The organism is Ruegeria sp. O5 (assembly GCF_056535105.1).
In genome coordinates this window covers 101,125-122,216 of the sequence record NZ_JBQERN010000011.1, presented here as the reverse complement: position 1 = coordinate 122,216, position 21,092 = coordinate 101,125, and the positions used below count along the sequence as shown (strand labels likewise).

The following is a 21,092-nucleotide window of genomic DNA, read 5'->3' as shown; positions in this document are numbered from 1 at the left end:
TCTACCAAAGCATCGAAAAACAAATGGGACGAGAAAAACTCAATCAACTCCTCGACCTGCTCGAAGAACTACAAGCCGTCAAAGTCTGACCGAACGCGCATTTGGCTGCGCGGGTCAGCATTGCCGCTTTTCTTTGAAAGACACAGGCTGGAGTTGCCTGGGCGTCGCACGCTCCCATCACAAAACGTTTTCCGTCTCAAGCTGAAAGCTCCCCAGCCTCCGAGCACAATGCACCTTCACGTTTGACGACGGACCACGTTCAGCCAAAAACCTCCAACTCCAGTAGAACATGGTGTCAAATCCATTTGGCCGCCGACGAACGAGGGCCTACCACGCGGGCCAAGTCAGTCATTTCAATCACATCCAAGAGCCACGACACCTTTTAAAAGCTGGCTCTTCCTGTTCAACAAAATACTGGATGTTGGATACAATATCCTCTATAGCTGCGCGTATCGACTGATTCAGGGAGGATCACATGCTCAAGAAACTCGCCGCACTGGCGGCCCTCACCACTATCACCACAACTCCTGCGATGGCGGACACGCTGGACGATGTCGTAGATCGCGGGACATTGCGCTGCGGTGTTGTGTTGGATTTTCCGCCAATTGGGTATCGCGACGCGAATAACGAACCGGCAGGCTTTGACGTCGAATACTGCAATGATCTGGCCGCCGCACTTGAAGTTGAGGCCGAAATCCTGCCGTTGACCTGGGCCGAACGCCTGCCAGTGATCGTCACCGGACGCGCAGACGTTGTGTTCGGAGCAACCTCGGACAGCCTTGAACGGGCGCGGACGGTAGGCTTTACCATTCCTTACGCCATCTATTATGCGCAGGGTGTCGTGAATGCCGAAAGCGGCATTGAGACCTTCGAGGATATCCGTGGCAAGCGCGTGGCCGCCGCGATCGGCACCGTGCCCGAGCAGGAATGGCTGAAGATCGCCGCCGAATGGGGCGAAGAAGGCAATTACCAGGGCTACCAGTCCGAGAATGAGGTTTTCCTGGCGGTGGCTCAGGGCAAGGCCGATATCGGCATTACCACAAACACTGCCGTGCTGCCGATTACCCAGCAATATGACACTGTTGTTGCCGGCCCTCGCATGCCATGGACCACCGACTACACTTCGGTTGTAGGCAAGCGCGAAGATGTCACCTGGCTGAACTTCCTGAACCTGTTCGTGACCCACCAGGTGCGTTCGGGCCGCTATCAGGAGCATTGGGGTAAATATGTCGGCGGCGAAGCGCCTGAGCTGCGCATTCCCGGCGTAATGTACTGACCCTTTCCTACTCCATGCTTTCGTCCGGCTATGGCCGGGCGAAAGGACCGGTAGATTGCGTGAGGAACACCCGTGTTCGACTATAACTTCCATTGGCGACCGGTGATGAAAAGCCTGCCGGACCTGCTTGAGGCGTCGCTGCTGACGATACAGGTTGCCGTGCTGGCAATGGTCCTTGGCATTATCATCGGACTTTGTCTGGCGCTGACGCGGCTGCACCTGAAAGGTCCGCTTTACTGGTTCGCCTCAGCCTGGGTCGAACTGGCGCGCAATACTCCGGCGCTGTTCCAGCTGTTCTTTTTCGGCTTCGGGCTTGGTGCCTTTGGCCTGCATCTATCGCCGTACTTCATCGTGCTGGCCGGGCTGACATTCAATTGCGCCGGTTATCTGGCTGAAAACTTCCGTGGCGGCTTTCAGGCCGTCCCCGAGACACAGCTACGCGCGTCCCGATCGCTGGGCATGACAGCGTGGCAGGCTTACACACGCGTCGTGATCCCGCAGGTGTTTCGCATTGTCTATCATCCGATCACGAACCAGATGGTCTGGGCTGTTCTAATGTCGTCACTGGGTATGCTGGTCGGCTTCCGGGAATTGTCGGGCGAGACCCAGTTCTTTGCCTCGCGCACTTTCCGAATCTTTGAATATTTCGCCGTCACCGCGGTCATCTACTACGTGATTGTCAAAATCATCCTGCTTGCCTCGCGCCTGCTGGCGTCCCGGCTTTTCCGCTACTGAAGGAGGCACAGATGCAACCCACTGTCAGCTTTTTCAGCGGCTTCAACATCAACGATCTGTGGTTTCTGGGCGAAGCCGCGCTGCGAACGCTCTGGATTTCAGTGCTTTCGATTTCCATTGGAACGGTTTTTGGCGTGGTGTGCGGTTGGCTTCTGTACGAGGGCAAACTGGCAGCGACCCTGACGTTGGCTCCGGTTCTGGATATTTTCCGGTCGGTCCCTCTGATCATCCAGCTGGTGCTGTTTTACAACTTTGCACCTATTGTCGGGCTCAATCTGGACCCGTTTGCCTCGGGCGTGGTGATCCTGTCCATCTACACGGCAGCACTGGTTGCGAATGTGGCGCGCGGCGGGATTGAAGCCGTTGGTGATCCGATGCGCCGCGCCGCGCGCAGCCTGGGCATGACCTATTGGCAGGATCTGCGATATGTCGTCTTCCCGATTGGTGGGCGCGCGGTGTTCCCTGCATGGGTCGGGGTCGCGCTGGGTGTAATGAAAGACAGCGCGCTGGTCTCGGTTCTGGGCTATGTTGAGCTGCTGAAAGCCAGCCAGATCCTGATCACCCGCACGCAGGAACCATTCCTGATCCTGACAATCGCTGGCGCGTTCTATTTCGCGCTCAGCTATCCGATTTCGCGGTATTCCGCGTCGCTAGAAAAAAGGTGGGCCCAATGATCGAAATTCGCGACCTGCACAAATATTTCGGATCGCTGCATGTGCTGAAAGGTATCGATCTGGATGTGCAGAAAGGAGAAGTTCTGTCGGTGATCGGTGCGTCAGGCTCCGGCAAATCGACCCTTCTCTATTGCATCAACGGGCTGGAACCGATCCAGCAGGGATCGGTCCGGGTTGATGGCATTGATGTTCATGCAAGAGGCACCGACATCAACAAGCTGCGCACAAAGCTGGGGATGGTGTTCCAGCAATGGAACAGCTTTCCGCATCTGACAGCACTGGAAAACGTTGCATTGGCCCCGAAGATTGTCAAAGGCAAGTCGAGGGACGAGGCGCGTGACATTGCTGCAAAGCAGTTGACCCATGTAGGGTTGGGCGAAAAGCTGAACGTCTTCCCCTCGGCCTTATCGGGTGGTCAGCAGCAGCGTCTTGCCATTGCCCGCGCGCTGGCGATGGAGCCGGAATACATGCTGTTTGACGAAGCAACCTCGGCGCTGGATCCTGAACTGGTGGGCGAAGTTCTCGACACGATGCGGCTTTTGGCCGAAGAAGGGATGACGATGATTTGTGTCACGCATGAGATGGGTTTCGCTCGTGATGTATCAGACCGGGTTGCTTTTTTTCATCAGGGCGTGATGGAAGAGATCGGCTCGCCCGCCCAGATTTTTAGCGAAGCCCAATCCGAACACACCCGCAAATTCCTGGCGAATGTGCGATAAAAGCCCCCGCCCCAAAACAACTAGGAAGGTCACCTTCATGTCCCAGAATATCTTCACCGGCACCATGCCAGCCCTGATGACCCCCTGCAAACCGGACCGGACACCGGATTTCGACGCGCTGGTGAAAAAGGGCAAGGAAATGATCGCAGCGGGTATGTCTGCCGTGGTCTATTGCGGCTCGATGGGCGACTGGCCTCTCTTGTCGGATGCCGAACGGATGGAAGGTGTCGAACGTCTGATCACGGCCGGACTGCCCGTTGTCGTCGGCACCGGTGCTATTAATTCGAAATCAGCCGTGGCGCTTGCCGCGCATGCGCAAAAGGTTGGTGCGGCAGGGCTTATGGTGATCCCACGTGTATTGTCGCGTGGATCGTCCATCGCGGCGCAGCGTAACCATTTCAAAGCGATCCTGTCGGCTGCACCTGATATCCCGGCAATCATCTATAACAGCCCGGTTTACGGCTTTGCGACGCGCGCCGATCTGTTCCTGGAATTGCGTGCAGATCATCCGAACCTTGTTGGGTTCAAGGAATTCGGTGGCAAAAGCGATCTGCGCTATGCGGCGGAACACATTACCTCGAAAGATGATCAGGTTACACTGATGGTTGGTGTGGACACCGAGGTCTACCATGGCTTCGTCAATTGCGGCGCCACCGGTTCGATCACAGGGATTGGCACTGCCTTGCCGAAAGAGGCATTGCTGCTGGCTGCCCTGTGCCAGAAGGCGGCGGCGGGCCATGCCGAAGCGCGCCTGCGCGCGAGAGAGCTTGAAGAAGCCTTTGGTGTGCTGGCCAGCTTTGACGAGGGCACCGATCTGGTGCTGTATTACAAACACCTGCTGGTCCTGAACGGCGAAGAGGAATACCGTTTGCACTTCAACGAAACCGACGAGTTGACGGATGCCCAGCGCAACTATTGCGAACAGCAATACGACCTGTTCCGCACTTGGTTTACTGATTGGTCCGGCCAGGGCGGGGTCATTGCTGAATGCATGTGATTGACAGTCACACCGGGGGAATGCCTACGCGGGTGATCCTCGACGGCGGTCCCGACCTGGGGTCCGGCCCGCTGGCCGAGCGTGCACGACGCTTGGCCAGCGAGCATGAGGTGTTCTACAAATCCATCTTGCTGGAGCCGCGTGGGCAGCCCGGAATGGTGGGGGCGCTTCTGGTCGCGCCCGAAGATCCAGGGTGTGAGACCGGCGTGATCTATTTTGATGCGGATGCAGTTCTTGGCATGTGCGGGCATGGCACCATCGGTCTGGGCGTCACTCTGGCACATATGGGCAGAATCCGGCCGGGCACGCATCGGGTTGAAACTCCGGTCGGTGTCGTCTCGGTGGATTTACTGGACGCCAATACCGTACGCGTCACAAATGTCGAGAGCCGTCGCGTGCGGGCAGCAGTGCAGATTGAGGTTGGCGGCTATGGGTCGATAACCGGCGATCTTGCCTTTGGCGGAAATTGGTTCTTCATTGTTGATCCCAGCCCAATCCCGGTGAACCCGGGAAACATTCGGGCGATGACCGATCTGACCATCACCATACGCGAAGCCTGCATCGCACAGGGCGTGCATGGCGAAAACGGAGAACTGGTCGACCATGTGATCCTTCAGGATCAATCCCCCAACAAGGATGTTCACAGCCGCAACTTTGTACTGTGCCCGGACAATCAATATGACCGGTCGCCCTGCGGTACCGGCAGTTCGGCGCGCCTCGCCTGTCTGGCGGCAAACGGGGTGCTGGAAGCAGGGGAAGAGATTGTGCAGGAAAGCGTGATCGGCAGCCCCTACGTGCTGAGCTACCAACCCGGCCCGAACGGGGGTGTCATTCCCACCCTGACCGGGCAGGCGCATATCATGTCGGAAGGCAGGTTGGTTTTCGCGCCGAATGATCCGTTCCGTGATGGCATCGCGCTTTGAAGTCAAGGCCGGGGACAGACGCTGTCCGGTCCCCGACCCCGTACCACTATTTGAGAACCTGTAACCATGCAGCATGACACCAAGACGGACATAGTTGTGATCGGTGCTGGCATCATTGGCATCAGCGCTGCGCTAGAGTTGCAAAAGCGGGGAAGGCAGGTGCTTGTGCTGGACCGTGAAGGCGTTGCAGCCGAGGCGTCAAAGGGCAATGCCGGGGCCTTTGCCTTTACAGATATCGTGCCGCTTGCAACGCCTGGGATCATGCGCAAAGCGCCAAAATGGCTGCTTGATCCGTTGGGGCCTTTGTCGATCCCGCCCGCTTATGCGCTGAGTATTGCACCGTGGATGCTCCGGTTCTGGCGGGCCAGTTGGCGCGATCGTTATGCAGCCTCACTATCCGCACAAGCCGCGCTGATGAACCACAGCCGTGCGGCGCTGGAGCGTCAGATCGAGCATGTAGACGGCGAGGCGCTGATGCAGCGCGAAGGCCAGTTGCAGTTGTTCGAGAGTGAGGGCGAATTCCGTGCCAGCCTGCCCACCTGGAACCTGCGCAAGGACCATGGCATCCCGTTTGATCTTCTGGACAGCCCGGATGCTATTGCCGAAATTCAGCCCGGGCTGAACCGGCGATTTACCCATGCGGGTTTTACCTCGACATGGATGAATACCGTCGACCCTGCCCGCTGGACCGAGCATCTGGCGGCACAGTTCATCGCGCGCGGTGGGCAGGTAAAGATCGCAGGGATCACGGCACTGAAACCAACCGATGACGGCGTGCGCCTTGACACGGACAACGGCGACATTTCGGCAGGTCAGGTGATTGTTGCCGCCGGAGCCTGGTCACACCAGCTGGCCAAGACCCTGGGGGATCATATCCCGCTTGAGACCGAGCGGGGTTATAACACGACCCTGCCCGAAGGCGCTTTTGACCTGCGCACTCATCTGACCTTTGGGGGGCATGGGTTTGTGGTAACCCGGATCAACGGCGGCGTGCGCATCGGCGGTGCAGTCGAACTGGGTGGATTGAAGCTGGCCCCGAATTACCGGCGCGCTGACACGTTGCTGGCCAAGGCCGGGCGCTTCATGCCAGACCTGAACCTGGAAGGCGGCACGCAATGGATGGGCTTTCGCCCATCACTGCCTGACAGCCTGCCAGTGATTGACCGATCTTCGCGCGCACCACACGTACTTTATGCCTTTGGCCATGGTCATCTGGGGCTGACCCAATCCGCAGGCACGGCCGAACTGGTGGCCGATCTGGTCACTGACGCCAAGCCGGTGCTCGATATGTCACCTTTCTCATCCACACGCTTCTAATCTGGAGAACACCTTATGAAAATCACCGGGCTGAACGTATATCAGGTGGATCTGCCGCTGAAAGAAGGCCGCTATAGCTGGTCCAACGGCAATTTTGTCGAAGTGTTTGACAGCACCGTTCTGGAAATCATTACGGATGAGGGGTTGAAGGGCTATGCAGAATGCTGCCCGCTTGGCTCGGCCTATCTGCCGTCTTTCGCGCTCGGCGTCCGGGCCGGGCTGGCAGAGCTGGCCCCGCATTTGATCGGGCAGGACCCACTGAATATCGGTCAGATCAACCGCACGATGGATGCGGCATTGCGGGGTCATCCCTATGCCAAGGCTCCGGTGGATATTGCCTGCTGGGATCTGCTGGGCAAGGCCACGGAACAGCCGCTTTACACCTTGCTGGGGGGCGCTGCGCAGGACGATGTGGTGCTTTATCGCGCGATCAGTCAGGAAGCACCTGAGATCATGGCCAAAAAGATCGAAGGCTATGCCGCCGAAGGCTACACCAAGTTTCAGCTCAAGGTAGGTGGCGAGGCCAATGACGACATTGACCGTATCCACGCCACCCGCGCCGTTCTGAAAAAGTCGGACCTGCTTGTAGCAGACGCCAATACCGGCTGGACCCGGCACGAGGCCGCACGCGTGGTGGGCGCGATTTCGGGTCTGGATGTCTATGTGGAACAGCCTTGCCTGACCTATGAGGAATGCGTGTCGATCCGCCGCCGCACCGCGTTGCCTTTCGTGATGGACGAGGTGATCGACACTCCCAACACGCTGGTCCGCGGCATTGCCGAAGACGCGATGGATGTGATCAACCTGAAGATCTCGAAAGTCGGAGGGTTGACCAAAGCCCATCTTATGCGGGACCTGTGCGTGGCGCACGGCATCCCCATGACGATCGAAGACACCTGGGGTGGTGACATCACCACCGCAGCCATTGCACATCTGGCCCGTTCAACGCCGTCCGAGTTCACATTCTCTGCCACGGATTTCAACTCTTACGGCACCGTGGACATTGCCGAGGGTGCGCCAAAGCGTGTCAACGGCCGGATGACCGCACCCGCCCGTCCGGGTCTGGGTGTTACACCGATTTTCGACGCTCTGGGCGAGCCTGTCGCACAATATTGAGAGATCCGATGCGGAGCAGCAAAACCGTTCATGTCATTTCAGCCCACGCAGAAGGTGAAGTCGGGGATGTTATCGTTGGGGGCGTTGCCCCGCCACCGGGCGACACCTTGTGGGAACAGCGCAGCTTTGTCGCGGGCGACCAGACGCTGCGCAACTTCGTTCTGAACGAACCCCGGGGCGGTGTTTTCCGTCATGTCAATCTTCTGGTGCCCCCGAAACACCCCAAGGCCGACGCGGCCTTTATCATTATGGAACCCGAAGACACACCGCCGATGTCGGGTTCGAACTCGATCTGTGTTTCAACCGTATTGCTGGATGGCGGGATCATTCCGATGCAGGAACCCGAAACTCATATGGTGCTTGAGGCCCCGGGCGGGCTGGTTCATGTCCGGGCAGAATGCAGCGGTGGCAAAGCGCAACGCATTTTCGTGCAAAACCTGCCCAGCTTTGCCGACAAACTGTCTGTCCCACTTGAGGTACCCGGATTGGATACGATCATGGTTGATACCGCCTATGGGGGTGACAGTTTTGTCGTGGTCGATGCACAGGCTTTGGGATTCGAGATTGTCGAACATGAGGCCCGTGACATTGCCCGATTGGGGGTGAAGATCACCAATGCAGCCAATGAACAGCTTGGGTTTTCGCATCCTGAAAACCCGGATTGGGACCATATCTCATTCTGTGCTTTCTGCGGCCCGATCAGCGAGACCGAAACCGGATTGACCGGAAAATCTGCCGTGGCGATCCAACCCGGCAAGGTTGATCGGTCGCCTACAGGTACAGCGGTTTCCGCGCGCATGGCGCTGATGGCGGCAAAAGGATTGATGTCGCCGGGTCAGACGTTCGAGGCGGTCTCGATCATCGGATCACGGTTCACCGGTCGGATTGTCGATACCACCGAAGTGGCCGGCCGTACCGCGATTGTCCCCGAAATCAGTGGGCGCGGCTGGATCACCGGAATTCACCAACACATGCTTGACCCGGATGACCCCTGGCCTGGCGGGTATCGCTTGTCGGACACCTGGGGTGTCTGACTAAACAGTGCATTGGCCGCGCCCGCTCTCAGGGAAAGGCAGTTACAGAAGGTTCCATTCGCTCTTGGTCTTACCTCGCTGTCTCAGCAGGGTTGAATCACCATGGATATTGGATGCATTATCAAGCGGAGTGTCCTTAATCAGCTTTCTGGGTGGCCGAGTCGCGGCTCAGCTTGGAATAACGCCGGTAACCGGTAGCTGTACCCAAACAAGTGGCAGGAAAGATATGGCAGGAAAGCGCGCGATAACCAAGCAAAGCCTACCAGATGTCATCGCGAACGATCTTCGTGAACGTATTCTGAACGGTGAACTTGCCGAAGGTGAAGCTATTCGCCAGGAAGCTCTGGCCGAAGAATACGACGTATCTCGGATGCCCATCCGCGAAGCCCTAAAGCGTCTGAACGCTGAAGGCCTGATTCAATGGGCCAATAATCGGGGCGGATCAGTTACCAAACACTCATTGAACGAGATTGGAGAAATATTCGACCTTCGAATGCTTATTGAAGTCGATCTTTTCCGCAGAGCCATTCCGCAGATGACATCTGCCGACTTTGCACGATGCAACGAGATTTTGACGCAGATGGAAGCGTCTTATGACGAGAATGACGTCAGCAAGTGGGGGATCCTGAATTACCAATATCACTCCGCCCTCTACGCGGCGTCGCAGAGGAAACTGACGAATGAATTGCTGGACCGCGTCAATCTGCAATCAGACCGCTATGTCCGAATGCATTTGAGCGTGATGAAGCAGCGGGAACCGGCGAAAAAAGAGCATCGAGAGCTGTTGAAACTGGCGCAAGCAGGGAACGTTGACGAAGCCTGTAACATGCTGATGCGGCACATCCGGCGAACAAAGGAACAGCTGCTGGAGATGATCGTAGCAAAACGCGCCATGGAGGAGACCTAACAGGGCGCTTGATTGTCTCTCTTAATTGGATACATTATCCATAGCTTCAGAATCGTAAATATGGAACCTTCATGACCTGCTCCCCCCATGGTAAGCACCTCATCGCTGGAAACTGGCTTTCAGGTGACACGTTTTTTCAGTCACAGCCCGCTTTTGGACCGTCACACAGTTTTTCGGTGGGGCGCCTTCAGGATGTTGATGCGGCTGCGGAAGCTGCCGAAGAAGCGTTCTGGAGCTATGGTTTTTCGACCCGGGAAGACCGCGCGGCATTTCTGAATGCCATCGCAGATGAGATCGAAGCCCGCGCCGAGGCGATTACTGAAATCGGTACGCAGGAAACCGGCCTGCCCGAGGCCCGTCTGCAAGGAGAGCGGGGTCGCACATCGGGCCAACTTCGCTTGTTTGCCACACATATTCTGAGTGGTGAGTATCTGGATCGGCGTCACGACGGCCCGTTGCCAGACCGCTCGCCGCTGCCGCGCCCGGATCTGAAAATGATCCAGCGCCCAATTGGCCCTGTCGCCGTATTCGGTGCTTCGAATTTCCCTTTGGCCTTTTCAACCGCAGGCGGCGACACCGCGGCCGCCTTGGCTGCTGGGTGTCCCGTTGTCGTAAAAGGGCACAGCGCCCACCCGGGTACCGGTGAGATCATAGCCGAGGCTATACATGCTGCCATCGAACGCTGCAAAATTAATCCCGGTGTCTTCAGTCTTATTCAGGGGGGTGACCGGACCGTGGGTTCCGCTTTGGTACAGCACCCGCTGATCAGGGCTGTCGGGTTCACTGGCTCATTGGCTGGTGGTCGGGCACTGTTCGATCTATGTGCCGCACGTCCTGAACCAATCCCGTTTTTCGGTGAACTTGGCTCGGTCAACCCGATGTTCATTCTCGATGCTGCGCTGACGAACCGGGGCGACAACATTTCTCAGAACTGGGCTGGGTCGCTGACCATGGGCGCAGGTCAGTTCTGTACCAACCCCGGGGTAGCCGTTTTGCTGGCGGGTGCAGCAGCGGACCGCTTCGCCGAGACCGCGCGAACCGCCTTGTCAGAAACACCCGCGCAGACCATGCTGACCGACGGCATCGCCGACGCTTATCGAGCCGGTCAGGCAAGGATCGCCAATACAGCAGGTGTGCAGGAGGTTCTGACCTCGATGTGTGATCAACGCACCGCGTCCCCGTACCTGTATCGCACCAATGCTGTGAACTGGCTGGCAAACGAAACCCTTGGTGAAGAGGTTTTTGGCCCGCTGGGCGTAATAGTGACCGCTGAAACGCCTGACGAAATGCGGGCCGTCGCACACAGTCTGCAAGGTCAGCTGACCTGTACCCTGCATATGGATGATGCGGACATGGACACCGCGCGTTCCCTGATGCCGATCCTCGAGCGCAAGGCCGGGCGTGTACTGGCCAATGGCTTTCCCACGGGCGTCGACGTCTGCGACAGCATGGTGCATGGCGGCCCCTACCCCGCTTCGACCAATTTCGGTGCTACTTCTGTCGGCACATTGTCGATCCGGCGGTTCTTGAGACCCGTGTGTTACCAGAACATGCCGGACGCATTGTTGCCCGAACAATTCCTCTGATCCTTCAACAACACGCTGCAAGAGCGTCAAGGCTCATCGCAAGGATAGCGATGAGCCACGTGTCCTATGCTCGAATTTACCGAAGGCTGTGCTTCGGCCTGTTCAGTTAACTTGCTAAGCGCCTACCAGTTTGCTCGACTTACGGCTCTCAGATCCATAGGTGTAAGCCTGTTGTTCACACGTTCTGACCATGTCGGAGACAATCGCCCGCATACCCGTGTGTGCCCAAGCTAGAAAACGTGGGCCAAAAAACAACTTGCTACAAATACACACCATAATGCATAAATATTGCTAGCATTTTAGAGTATTTGAATAAGAATAACACATTTCTGGGGGCAAAAATCGAGCTTGGCGCGCTTCGCGCTTACTTAGACCCGTTGGGGGAAGGGGCTCTGGTTTGGCTTGGTTAAAGATTGTGTTGGTTGTATTTGTTGTCGCGCTCATGCCGGCGCAGGCCCTTGCCAACATCGGAACAGTTATCAGCGCCAAACAAGGCGCTCAGATCATTCGCGCCGGAAACGCGCAGCCTGTCATTTCAGGAATGGATGTGGTGTCGGGCGATACGATTTCTACAGATCACAGCGGTTTGGTTCAGATCGTTTTTGTGGATGAAACCAAAATTGCAGTTGGCCCCAATGCGCATATGGTGTTGGACGTGACCATGCTGCGCGGCAACCGAAAGGCCAAAAGCTTTGCCGTGCAAGCACTTGGTGGCAGCTTTCGATTCATTTCCGGCAAGAGCAGAAAAAGAGCCTATTCGATCAAGACCCCGACTGCGACAATGGCAGTTCGTGGCACAACCTTCGACATGTGGGTCGTATCACAAACCCAAAGCGCAATGCTTGTCCTGCACGGGACGGTTCAAATGTGCAGTGCACAAGGGTCATGCAGGTCCACAGGCCGCGTATGCAGCATGTATGCCACCAGTGGAGGCGGATCAGTCGGGCGGCCTGCTGATCAGGCGCAGTATGACCAGGCGCTAAAATCTGGTTTCCCATTTGTTCAGTCGCAGGAAAGCCTGCTGCCTCCTTTGCAGGTACGGGTTGAGGGGTGTTCTGGCGAAGGCGCGCCCGTGCAACAGGCCAAAGTCGACAGGGCCGACATTCGCAGAACTGCGCCCCAGCCGCGCCCAGTCAGCGTCGCAGCGCCGCCAACCCCCCCGTCAAACCCAGAGCCAGAAGTAGAACCAGAACCGGAGCCGGAAGAACCAGAACCAGAACCGGAAGAGCCTGAACCGGAACCCGAAGAACCTGATCGAGAGGACCCAGGTCAGGAAGATCCAGAGCAGCAAGAATCAAATAGTGAGCTGTTCCGGTAGCGTTGTCGAAAAAGCGGAAATGGACTCACTTGTCCGGAGAACGACGTGAGCGACGAAAAGCGAAAAACCAGGACAGGGAAATGGGCGTTCCGCCTTGTCGGATTGTGTCTGATCCTGGTGGGTTGTTTCATCCGGGTCATGGATCCCTATCCGGTGCGAATGACCCGTCTGATCTATTTCGACGTTCTGCAAAGGTCATCTCCGCGAGAGTTCAATCCTGACCTCCCCATACGGGTTGTAGATATTGACGAGGCCTCTCTGGCCAATTGGGGGCAATGGCCCTGGCCCCGAACACTGGTGGCGCAGATGGTTCAAAATCTGGGTGAATATGGCGCTGCGGCCATCGCATTTGATATGTTGTTCGCTGAGCCTGACCGGTTTTCCCCCTCACGGCTTTTGAACGATCCGTCTTTGGCAGGGGTTCTCACAGTGGAACGCCACGCTCGGAAGCTCGACAATGATGTCTTGCTTGGGATGGAAATCGCTTATTGGCCGGTCGTTCTTGGGACTGCCGCACGTTTGTCTGCTGAAGGAAATCCTATCTCTGCGAAAGCAGGTATCATTGAGTTCGGGGAAAATCCCGCCGCGGGTCTAATCTCAGTTCCTCATTGGACGCCAATAGCGTCTCCGTTGGACCGGACTGCGGCAGGTATTGGTGGGGTCAACGTCTCGCCCATCGGCGGAACCGGTATCATGCGCCGCGTGCCGGTTCTTTGGCGCGGGCCAGATGGGCTGTTGCCGGGTCTATCGATTGAAGCTCTGAGAGTTGCCTTGGGCGAGACCAATATCATGGCCGAAGGTGCGCAGGACGAAACAGGCATCATGTTGGCGGTTGAGGTCGGGGGATACCGGATACCAACGACAGAAAACGGCGAGATTTGGCTGAGATACCGGCGTGATGCGCCCGAGCTGTATATCTCGGCCAACGATATCCTCAAAGGTTCGGATGATGCGGACGTTCGGGCGGAAGTTGAGGGGCGGATCATCCTGGTCGGAACGTCGGCCGCCGGCTTATTCGATATGCATCAGACGGCGCTTGGGGAAAGCGTTCCCGGTGTTTCAATTCATGCCCAGGTTCTGGAACAGGTGTTGACCAACGAAATGCTAAGTCGCTCGGACGTGACCGCAGCGCAGGAAATGCTTGCCTTCGCCTTTCTCGGGCTTGTCGTGATTGCCGTCATGTCCAGTTTCGGTGCGGTTGCATCTTTCATTGCAGGCGGTGTCGCCGCTGCCGCCGTTCTGACAATCAGTTGGCTGGTTTTTCAAAACCAGTCGGTTTTGTTCGACGCCACATTTCCGCTTATCGGTGGCATGGCCAATTTCGGGCTTCTGGCAGGGTATCTTTTCTTGTCCACCGAACGGGAAAAGCGCAAAATCCGGAAAGTCTTCTCTCATTACGTCGCCCCGGAAATCCTTGATGAGATGGAAGCCACCGGGCATCAGCTGCAATTGGGAGGCGAGACGCAGGATATCACAGTGATGTTTTCCGACATCCGGGGTTTCACACCTCTGTCTGAATCCGCATCTGCCACCGAGCTAGTCTCACTGCTGAATGCGCTTTTTTCCAGTATCGGCGATCAGATACTGGCTGAACGAGGAACCATCGACAAGTTTATCGGCGACGCTGTTATGGCGTTCTGGAACGCGCCTTTGCCTGTCGCTGACCACCCGTGCCGGGCTTCATTAGCCGCGCTGAAAATGCGGCGCGCTTTGGCAGAGTTCAATGCATCCGACATCATGCAAAACCGCCCCCCTATCGCGCTGGCAACGGGACTTGCCACAGGGCAGGCCTGCGTCGGCAACATCGGCTCGCAGAAACGGTTCAACTACACGGTTATCGGTGACGTCGTGAATGTCTCAGCACGGATCGAACAATGCTGTCGAACAGTCGACTATGACATCGTCGTTTCCAACGGCGTCCATGAAATCACGCATGGGGATCTGGCCATGTTAGAGGCCGGGCATGTTGATCTGAAAGGCAAAGCCAACCCGGAACCCGTCTTTGTTTTGGTGGGCGATCAGGCCCTGTTGCAAACAGCGGCATTCCAGGATCTCAGGGCTGCACATGCAGAGCTGATTTTGGCGATCACCAATCGACACCCGAACAGCCTGGTCAAGACCTTGTGCCAACAGTGCGAAGAACTGGCTGAAGACATCGAGCCCGGCTTGCGTCAGTTCTACAGGGTGCTGCCCGGTCGTGCCGCTGACTTCCGGTCGAACCTACCATCCGGGCAATTCATGTTCACACGCCACAATCTTGGTTAACCAGCCACGTTTTCCGGCGTTTGCCCTCTTTGGGTCACGCTCACACCGGAACAAACTGATGCAGAACGGGTCGAAAACTGCCGTTACTGTAGTCTCTGCCCGTCATTTCCGAAGTAATATGCACGGTTGGGATCAAACCCGAATTGTACATCGTCACCCGGAGCAATTGCATGCTGGCCAAACAAACGAACTGTAATTGGCACGTTACTGGTTTGCAGAATGACATTGGTATCACCGCCCAACTGCTCAACATGCGAAACGGTGCCGGCGATCGGTCCGCCGCTTTCCAGGCGGATGTCCTCCGGGCGCAACCCCAGTTCGCGCGCATCGCCCGGGGTCAGGTTGTCCGCAGGCAGAAAATTCATGGACGGTGAACCAAGAAAGCCCGCGACAAAGCGGTTTGCCGGGTTGTTGTACAGCTCCATCGGGCTGCCGACCTGTTCCACCCGTCCGTCGCGCAGCACCACAATCTTGTCGGCCAGTGTCATCGCTTCTGTCTGATCGTGCGTGACATAAATCATCGAGGCCGAGAGTTGCCTGTGCAGATTTGCGATCTCGATCCGGGTGTTCATGCGCAAAGCAGCATCAAGATTGGAGAGCGGTTCGTCGAACAGGAACAGCTTGGGTTGGCGCACGATGGCGCGACCGATGGCAACACGCTGGCGCTGCCCCCCCGACAGTTCGGATGGGTAGCGGTCAAGATAGGGCTCCAACCCCAGCATCCGGCTCGCCTCCGCGACCCGCTCGTCGATCACGGCTTTCGGCTGGCGTTCCTGTTTCAGGGCAAGGGTTAGGTTGCCGCGTACATTCAGGTGCGGATAAAGCGCGTAGCTCTGGAACACCATGGCGATGCCACGTTTCGAGGGCGGGGTCAGATTGACCTGCTCGCCAGCAATTCTGATATCACCCGATGTGGCATCTTCAAGCCCTGCAATAACGCGCAGAAGAGTGGACTTGCCGCATCCGGAGGGGCCGACAAAAACCACAAACTCGCCGTCCTCAACCTCAAGATTGATGTCCTTCAGGACCTCTACATTGCCAAAGGATTTGTGAATGTTTTTCAGTGAAAGGGCGGTCATTGGCGGGTCTCCTCAAGAGAAACGGGTTGGCCAGTGCGGATGCTTTGATCAGCGGCCAGGCAGATGGCAAGGGATTGTACGGCGTCGGACATATGGCGGGTCAGGTCGATATCCTCGGCGATGGCGCGCAGCATATAGGCTTGTTCAGCATCGCACAGTTCCTGATGGCCGGGCTCATCAGGCATGTCGATAATCCTGTCGCCCTGCGGCGTGTGAACCAGAAGGCCACCAACCTTGGTGTGACCATCGATGTCCGCTGACGCGCCCTTGTTTCCGTCGGTGATCGAAACAGACCCGTTGGGTGACACGATGTCCTTCACGAAAAACGCGGTTTCGGACATCATCGGACCCCAACCAGCCTCGTACCACCCGACCGAACCGTCGTCGAACACGACCTGAAACTGGCCGTAATTGTACATGTCAGGCGCGATTTCATCCGACAGGCGCAGACCCATGCCATGAACGCGAAGGGGGTTTGCATCGGTGATCTGGCACATCACATCGACATAATGCACACCGCAATCCACGATGGGCGACGTGGTCTGCATCAGGGCCTTGTGCGTCTCCCACTCAGGGCCCGAGGATTGTTGATTCAGGTTCAGACGGAACACATAGGGGCCACCCAGAGTGCGAGCCTCGGCGATCAGACGCATCCAGGATGGGTGGTGGCGCAGGATATAGCCGACCACCAGCTTACGGTTCAGCCGCGTTGCTGTTTCGACCACACGCTGCGCATCGGCAACGTTGGTGGCGAGCGGTTTTTCGACAAACACATGCGCACCCGCCTCCATCGCGGCGCAGGCGTAATCCGCGTGACTGTCCGAGTAGGTCGCAATCACAACCAGATCCGGTTTGGTTTCGGTCAGAGCGGCTTCAAAACTTGAATACACCGGATAGCGCGTCAGATCAGGGTGATCCACGCGGCCGGATCGGTTCACCAACCCGACAATCTGCGCGTCCGGGTGAAGGTGATGTGCCAACGCATGGCTCAGCCCCATGTTCCCAAGGCCTGCAATCAGGACGCGGGTCATTTCACCGCTCCTGACGTGATGCCGCGGATAAGCTGTCGCGAGAAGATCACATAGAGGATCAGCACCGGCAGGATCGCCATTGAAAGGGCTGACAGGACCGCGTTCCAGTCTGTCACAAACTGACCGATGAAGACCTGGCTTCCCAGCGTCAGTGTCTTGGTCTCTTCCGCAGGAGCCAGGATCAGCGGGAACCATAGATCGTTCCAGATCGGGATCATGTTGAACACGGCAACCGTTGCCATTGCCGGACGCACCAGCGGCAACACAAGCCGAAAGAAGATTGTGTATTCGCTTAGCCCGTCGATACGGCCCGCATTCTTGAGGTCGTCACTCACCTGTTTCATGAACTCGCTGAGGATGAACACCGCCAAGGGCAGGCCCTGCGCCGTATAGACAAGGATCAGCGCCCACAGGGTGTTCACCAGCCCGGTCGCCACCATCATTTCCAGGATGGCCACAGTGCCGATGCGGATCGGGATCATGATTCCAAGCGCCAGGTACAGACCCATAAGCATGTTGCCCTTGAACCGGTACTCACTCAGCGCATAAGCCGCCATTGCGCCAAACAGCAGGACCAAAGTCAGGGATGCAACGGTCACAATCAGAGAGTTTTGGAAATAAAGGAAGAAATCCCCCTGCTTCATCACTGTCTGATACCCGATCATCGAAAAACTGTCGGCATCAGGCAGCGCCAGCGGTTCGCGAAAGATCGCCTTGCGGGTCTTGAAGCTGTTGATCAGGATCACAAAAACCGGAAACAGAGCGATCAGCGTATAGAAGATTAGTGCACCATGCATCGCGAAGGTGTTTAGCGGGTTGGAGCGGGCCTTGTTCATGTCATCTGCTCCTTACAGTTGGTACCGGCGCATCCGGGTCTGGATGCCGAAAAGGTAGACACAGACACCCAGCAGGATGATTGCAAACATCGCACCAGCGATGGCCGAACCCATATGCGGATCACCCAATTGCAGCTGGAAGCCAAAGAATGTGCGATACATGAAGGTGCCAAGAATATCGGTCGAGAAGTCAGGCCCCGCCAGAGCGCCCTGTGCAGCATAGATCAGATCGAAGGCGTTGAAATTGCCGACAAATGTCAGAATTGAGATGATCCCGATCGAGGGCAGGATCAGCGGCAGCTTGATTTTCCAAAAGGCGCTTGTGCCAGTGATACCATCCACTTCCCCGGCTTCCAGGATTTCCTCGGGGATCGACAGCAAGGCCGCGTAGATCAACATCATCGGGATGCCAACGAACTGCCAGACCGAAATCAACGCCAGTGTGGTCAGGGCATATTCCTCCTTCCCCAACCACGGGGCAAAGAGGGATTTCAGCCCAACCGCGTCCAGCATCGAAGGCGCGATGCCCCAGATGGGCGACAAGATCAGTTTCCATGCAAACCCGACAATCACAAAACTGAGGATCGTCGGAATGAAGATCGCCGACCGATAGAGCACCGCAAATCGCAGGCGCGGATGGCTGAGAAGCGCGGCCAGCGCGATACCGATGGGGTTCTGCACCAGCATATGGATCAGAAAGAACCAGAAATTGTTGCCCAGCGCATTCCAGAACTGTTCCGACCAAATCGGATCGAAGAACAGCGTTTGAAAGTTCTGCAGTCCAACAAATATGCGGCTCTGGTCGACTTCAGAGTAAAGGGCCAGACGGAGCGTGTTGAACAGGGGAAAGATCATCACCGCTGTGTAGACAAGCACGGCTGGTGCCAGAAACACGACGATATGCCAGCGGATGCGGGGGCGGGTCATGGGGAGCGCTTTCGATGGAATGCCGGGCGTACCCGGGCAACTCATGCTGCCCGGGTATGGTTCAGCTTACTGATGTGGTGCGTACCACGAGGCGAGGCCCGCCTGTAGTTCTGCACCCAGCTCTTCGGGCGACTTGGCACCTTTGATCGCGGCAACGGATGCACCCCAGGTCTCGTTCTCGAGGTTTGGTGTGCCGCGCGACAGGATTTGATAGGTCGAGCGGATAGTCGATTCACATTCTTCACGCCAGCCGACGATTTCCTTGGCCAGCGGGTCCTGCAACTCGACCGGAGTGCTCGACAGCGGGAAGAAGCCGGGCAGAGCGTTGCCGAAGATTTCAGCAAACTCAGGGCTTGCGACCCAGGTCAGGAATGCTTCAGCGGCTTCAGGATTCTTCGTGGCCGCGTTCATGCCGATGCCGATATCCGTATGGTCCGAGATATAGCAGGTGTCGCCTGCGTTCTGAACCGGAGGCTTGAATGCACCCATCTCGAAATCGGCTTGTGCGTTGAAGCCGGAAATCTCCCATGATCCCGCAGGATAGATGGCCGCGCGGCCCAAAGTGAAGATGTTCTGGCTGTCGGGATAGGTCTGTGCTTCGTAGCCATCACCCAGATACGCACCCCAGCGGGCCAGCGTTGCGTACGGGGCTGTCCAGGCTTCATCGGTCAGCTTCTGTTCGCCTGCGATCAACGCCTGACGACCTTCTTCACCCTTCCAGTAGTTCGGCCCGATGTTATTGTAACCCATCGTGGCAGCTTCCCACTGGTCGTTGGTACCCATCGCCATTGGGATGTAAGTGCCGTCTTCTTTGATCTTGTCCAAAGCGGCAAAGAACTCGTCTTCTGTGGTCGGCACTTCGAGGCCCAACTCGGCAAAAGCGTCCTTGTTGTAGATGAAGCCGTGAATAACCGATGCCATCGGCACGCAGAAGCTGGTCGAACCGTCATCCGTCTGCCAGGCAGACTTTGCAACGTCCGAGAAGTTGTTCATCGCCTCGACCGAGGACAGATCGGTCAGATGACCAGCCTCATAAAGCGCCAGCGAAGCATCGAAGGGGCGGCAGGTAATCAGGTCACCAGCAGACCCCGCATCGAGTTTCGAGTTCAAAACCGCGTTATATTCTGCCGGGGCAGACGGGGTGAACTGGACTTTAATTCCAGGATGCTTTGCTTCAAAGGCCGGGATGATCTGGTCCTGCCACAGGGTCAGGTCATCGTTTCGCCAGCTTTCGATGGTCAGCGTGACGTCCTCGGCATAGGCGGCAGAGGCTAACAGCGTCCCACCAAGCAAGGCCAGTTTCAGGCTATTACGTTTCATTGTACTCTCCCATTTGGTTTGCAGTTATTTATCAGGTGTCAGTGCCGCGCTCAGAACTCCGCCTGTTTCTTTCAGGCGCGCATTGGCTGCCGCTAGTGAAACGCCGCGAGCAGCGATGAGGATGGCTGATTTGGCGTCTCCTTGCGCTTCAGCCAGGGCGTTTTGGGCGGTGCTTGCATCAACTCCGGCGATCCGGGAGACGATGCCGGTCGCACGCGCGCGCAGCTTTGCATTGTCTGCTCTCAGGTTGACCATCATCCCCTCGTGAACATGACCCAACTTGATTGCCATAAGGCTGGACAGCATGTTCAGCGCGATTTTCTGGGCCGTACCGGCGCCCATTCGGGTTGAGCCTGAAATCAGCTCAGGCGGGGTGGCAAGTAGAATCGCGTGATCGCATTGCGTCAACAGTGGGCTTCCCGGGTTGTTGGCTATCCCGATCGTGCTGGCACCCGCAGCACGCGCAAGTCGCGCGGCCTCAAGTGTATAAGGGGTGCTGCCGCTGGCAGAGACAGCAATGACCGTGTCGTTGCAGGTAAGCCCGGCCAGCCCTTCAACCAGCCCGTCGGTGTCATCCTCGGTTCCACCGGGCATATGCGCGGATTGCGGCAACCCTCCGGCCATCAGGATATGGATTCGGTTTTCGTCGATGCCGAAAGTGCCGCCCAGTTCCATTGCATCAGCCGCAGCCATCAGCCCCGAAGACCCCGCCGCCGCGTAATATAATGAACCACCTGATGCCAGACTGCGGGCCATGGCGTCGGCACCGTCGCATATCCCACGCAGGGCGCCCTGCGGGGCACCGGCCGCTTCCTGCTGACCCCTGGACAGGGCCAGCGCCGCCTCTTCCAGCGGTCGGTTACCCAAATCGTATGCGTCCGGGTGGAGTTGTTCGGTGATGTGTGGCAGCACGTGTTTCTCCTCGTTGCCAGAAAGCATACCTATACAATACCATTTGTCCACTAATTTTTTTTCAGCCGCTATTGGCCTTATAATTCAACGTATTTTCGATCTTTCCGCCCATATTGGATT

Annotated in this window: 20 protein-coding genes; 14 read left to right on the top strand and 6 right to left on the bottom strand. The window is 57.1% G+C overall.

Annotated features, from left to right (window positions below; genetic code table 11):
• The 14 genes from ACR0M3_RS14445 to ACR0M3_RS14380 form a co-directional block, all read left to right on the top strand.
• On the top strand, positions 1–246 hold a 246-nt coding region (locus ACR0M3_RS14445; protein WP_480911421.1), incomplete at its 5' end, for a hypothetical protein.
• Positions 247–475: 229 nt separating this feature from the next.
• Positions 476–1,276 (top strand): transporter substrate-binding domain-containing protein, encoded by an 801-nt coding sequence (locus tag ACR0M3_RS14440; RefSeq protein ID WP_480899666.1) that lies wholly within the window; start codon positions 476–478, stop codon positions 1,274–1,276.
• A gap of 72 nt (positions 1,277–1,348) precedes the next feature.
• The gene (locus ACR0M3_RS14435; RefSeq protein WP_209507537.1) at positions 1,349–2,011 is read left to right on the top strand and encodes an amino acid ABC transporter permease; all 663 of its coding nucleotides are present in this window, start codon (positions 1,349–1,351) and stop codon (positions 2,009–2,011) included.
• Positions 2,012–2,022: 11 nt separating this feature from the next.
• Positions 2,023–2,685 (top strand): amino acid ABC transporter permease, encoded by a 663-nt coding sequence (locus ACR0M3_RS14430; RefSeq protein ID WP_480483377.1) that lies wholly within the window; start codon positions 2,023–2,025, stop codon positions 2,683–2,685.
• A complete protein-coding gene (locus ACR0M3_RS14425) occupies positions 2,682–3,404 on the top strand; it encodes an amino acid ABC transporter ATP-binding protein (RefSeq protein ID WP_480911418.1) in 723 nt (240 codons plus the stop codon). Before ACR0M3_RS14430 ends, ACR0M3_RS14425 begins: the two co-directional genes overlap by 4 nt.
• A 37-nt stretch (positions 3,405–3,441) precedes the next feature.
• Complete coding sequence (locus tag ACR0M3_RS14420; protein ID WP_480588206.1) at positions 3,442–4,401, top strand: dihydrodipicolinate synthase family protein; 960 nt, start codon at positions 3,442–3,444, stop codon at positions 4,399–4,401.
• Positions 4,392–5,324, top strand: a complete 933-nt coding sequence (locus ACR0M3_RS14415) for a 4-hydroxyproline epimerase (RefSeq protein WP_480483384.1) — start codon at positions 4,392–4,394, stop codon at positions 5,322–5,324. Before ACR0M3_RS14420 ends, ACR0M3_RS14415 begins: the two co-directional genes overlap by 10 nt.
• A 66-nt stretch (positions 5,325–5,390) precedes the next feature.
• Positions 5,391–6,641, top strand: coding sequence for an NAD(P)/FAD-dependent oxidoreductase (locus ACR0M3_RS14410; protein WP_480483386.1), 1,251 nt, complete (start codon positions 5,391–5,393; stop codon positions 6,639–6,641).
• 15 nt (positions 6,642–6,656) lie between these two features.
• On the top strand, positions 6,657–7,757 hold the full coding sequence (locus ACR0M3_RS14405) for a cis-3-hydroxy-L-proline dehydratase (protein WP_480911416.1): 1,101 nt from the start codon (positions 6,657–6,659) through the stop codon (positions 7,755–7,757).
• A gap of 8 nt (positions 7,758–7,765) precedes the next feature.
• Complete coding sequence (locus tag ACR0M3_RS14400) at positions 7,766–8,791, top strand: trans-3-hydroxy-L-proline dehydratase (RefSeq protein WP_480559080.1); 1,026 nt, start codon at positions 7,766–7,768, stop codon at positions 8,789–8,791.
• 226 nt (positions 8,792–9,017) lie between these two features.
• Positions 9,018–9,698 carry a GntR family transcriptional regulator gene (locus tag ACR0M3_RS14395; protein ID WP_480483392.1) on the top strand — a complete coding sequence of 227 codons (681 nt, stop codon included), beginning with the start codon at positions 9,018–9,020 and terminating at the stop codon, positions 9,696–9,698.
• 71 nt (positions 9,699–9,769) lie between these two features.
• Positions 9,770–11,284, top strand: a complete 1,515-nt coding sequence (locus ACR0M3_RS14390; protein WP_480911414.1) for an aldehyde dehydrogenase (NADP(+)) — start codon at positions 9,770–9,772, stop codon at positions 11,282–11,284.
• 397 nt (positions 11,285–11,681) lie between these two features.
• Positions 11,682–12,602, top strand: coding sequence for a FecR family protein (locus ACR0M3_RS14385; RefSeq protein WP_480871261.1), 921 nt, complete (start codon positions 11,682–11,684; stop codon positions 12,600–12,602).
• Between the two features lie 45 nt (positions 12,603–12,647).
• Positions 12,648–14,867, top strand: a complete 2,220-nt coding sequence (locus ACR0M3_RS14380; protein ID WP_480871260.1) for a CHASE2 domain-containing protein — start codon at positions 12,648–12,650, stop codon at positions 14,865–14,867.
• Between the two features lie 83 nt (positions 14,868–14,950).
• On the opposite strand, the gene ACR0M3_RS14375 is transcribed toward ACR0M3_RS14380, so the two are convergent.
• The 6 genes from ACR0M3_RS14375 to ACR0M3_RS14350 form a co-directional block, all read right to left on the bottom strand.
• Positions 14,951–15,946: an ABC transporter ATP-binding protein gene (locus tag ACR0M3_RS14375; RefSeq protein WP_480911412.1), complete on the bottom strand. Its 996-nt coding sequence runs from the start codon at positions 15,944–15,946 to the stop codon at positions 14,951–14,953.
• Entirely contained in the window at positions 15,943–16,977 is a 1,035-nt protein-coding gene (locus ACR0M3_RS14370) for a Gfo/Idh/MocA family protein (protein WP_480911410.1), read from the bottom strand. Before ACR0M3_RS14370 ends, ACR0M3_RS14375 begins: the two co-directional genes overlap by 4 nt.
• Positions 16,974–17,813 carry a carbohydrate ABC transporter permease gene (locus ACR0M3_RS14365; RefSeq protein ID WP_267366204.1) on the bottom strand — a complete coding sequence of 280 codons (840 nt, stop codon included), beginning with the start codon at positions 17,811–17,813 and terminating at the stop codon, positions 16,974–16,976. The genes ACR0M3_RS14370 and ACR0M3_RS14365 overlap by 4 nt, the downstream gene beginning before the upstream one ends.
• 12 nt (positions 17,814–17,825) lie before the next feature.
• The gene (locus tag ACR0M3_RS14360) at positions 17,826–18,740 is read right to left on the bottom strand and encodes a carbohydrate ABC transporter permease (RefSeq protein ID WP_209597484.1); all 915 of its coding nucleotides are present in this window, start codon (positions 18,738–18,740) and stop codon (positions 17,826–17,828) included.
• Positions 18,741–18,806: 66 nt separating this feature from the next.
• On the bottom strand, positions 18,807–20,060 hold the full coding sequence (locus tag ACR0M3_RS14355; RefSeq protein ID WP_480911408.1) for an ABC transporter substrate-binding protein: 1,254 nt from the start codon (positions 20,058–20,060) through the stop codon (positions 18,807–18,809).
• Positions 20,061–20,084: 24 nt separating this feature from the next.
• Positions 20,085–20,972 (bottom strand): N-acetylmuramic acid 6-phosphate etherase, encoded by an 888-nt coding sequence (locus ACR0M3_RS14350; RefSeq protein WP_480911406.1) that lies wholly within the window; start codon positions 20,970–20,972, stop codon positions 20,085–20,087.
• Between the last annotated feature and the right edge of the window lie 120 nt (positions 20,973–21,092).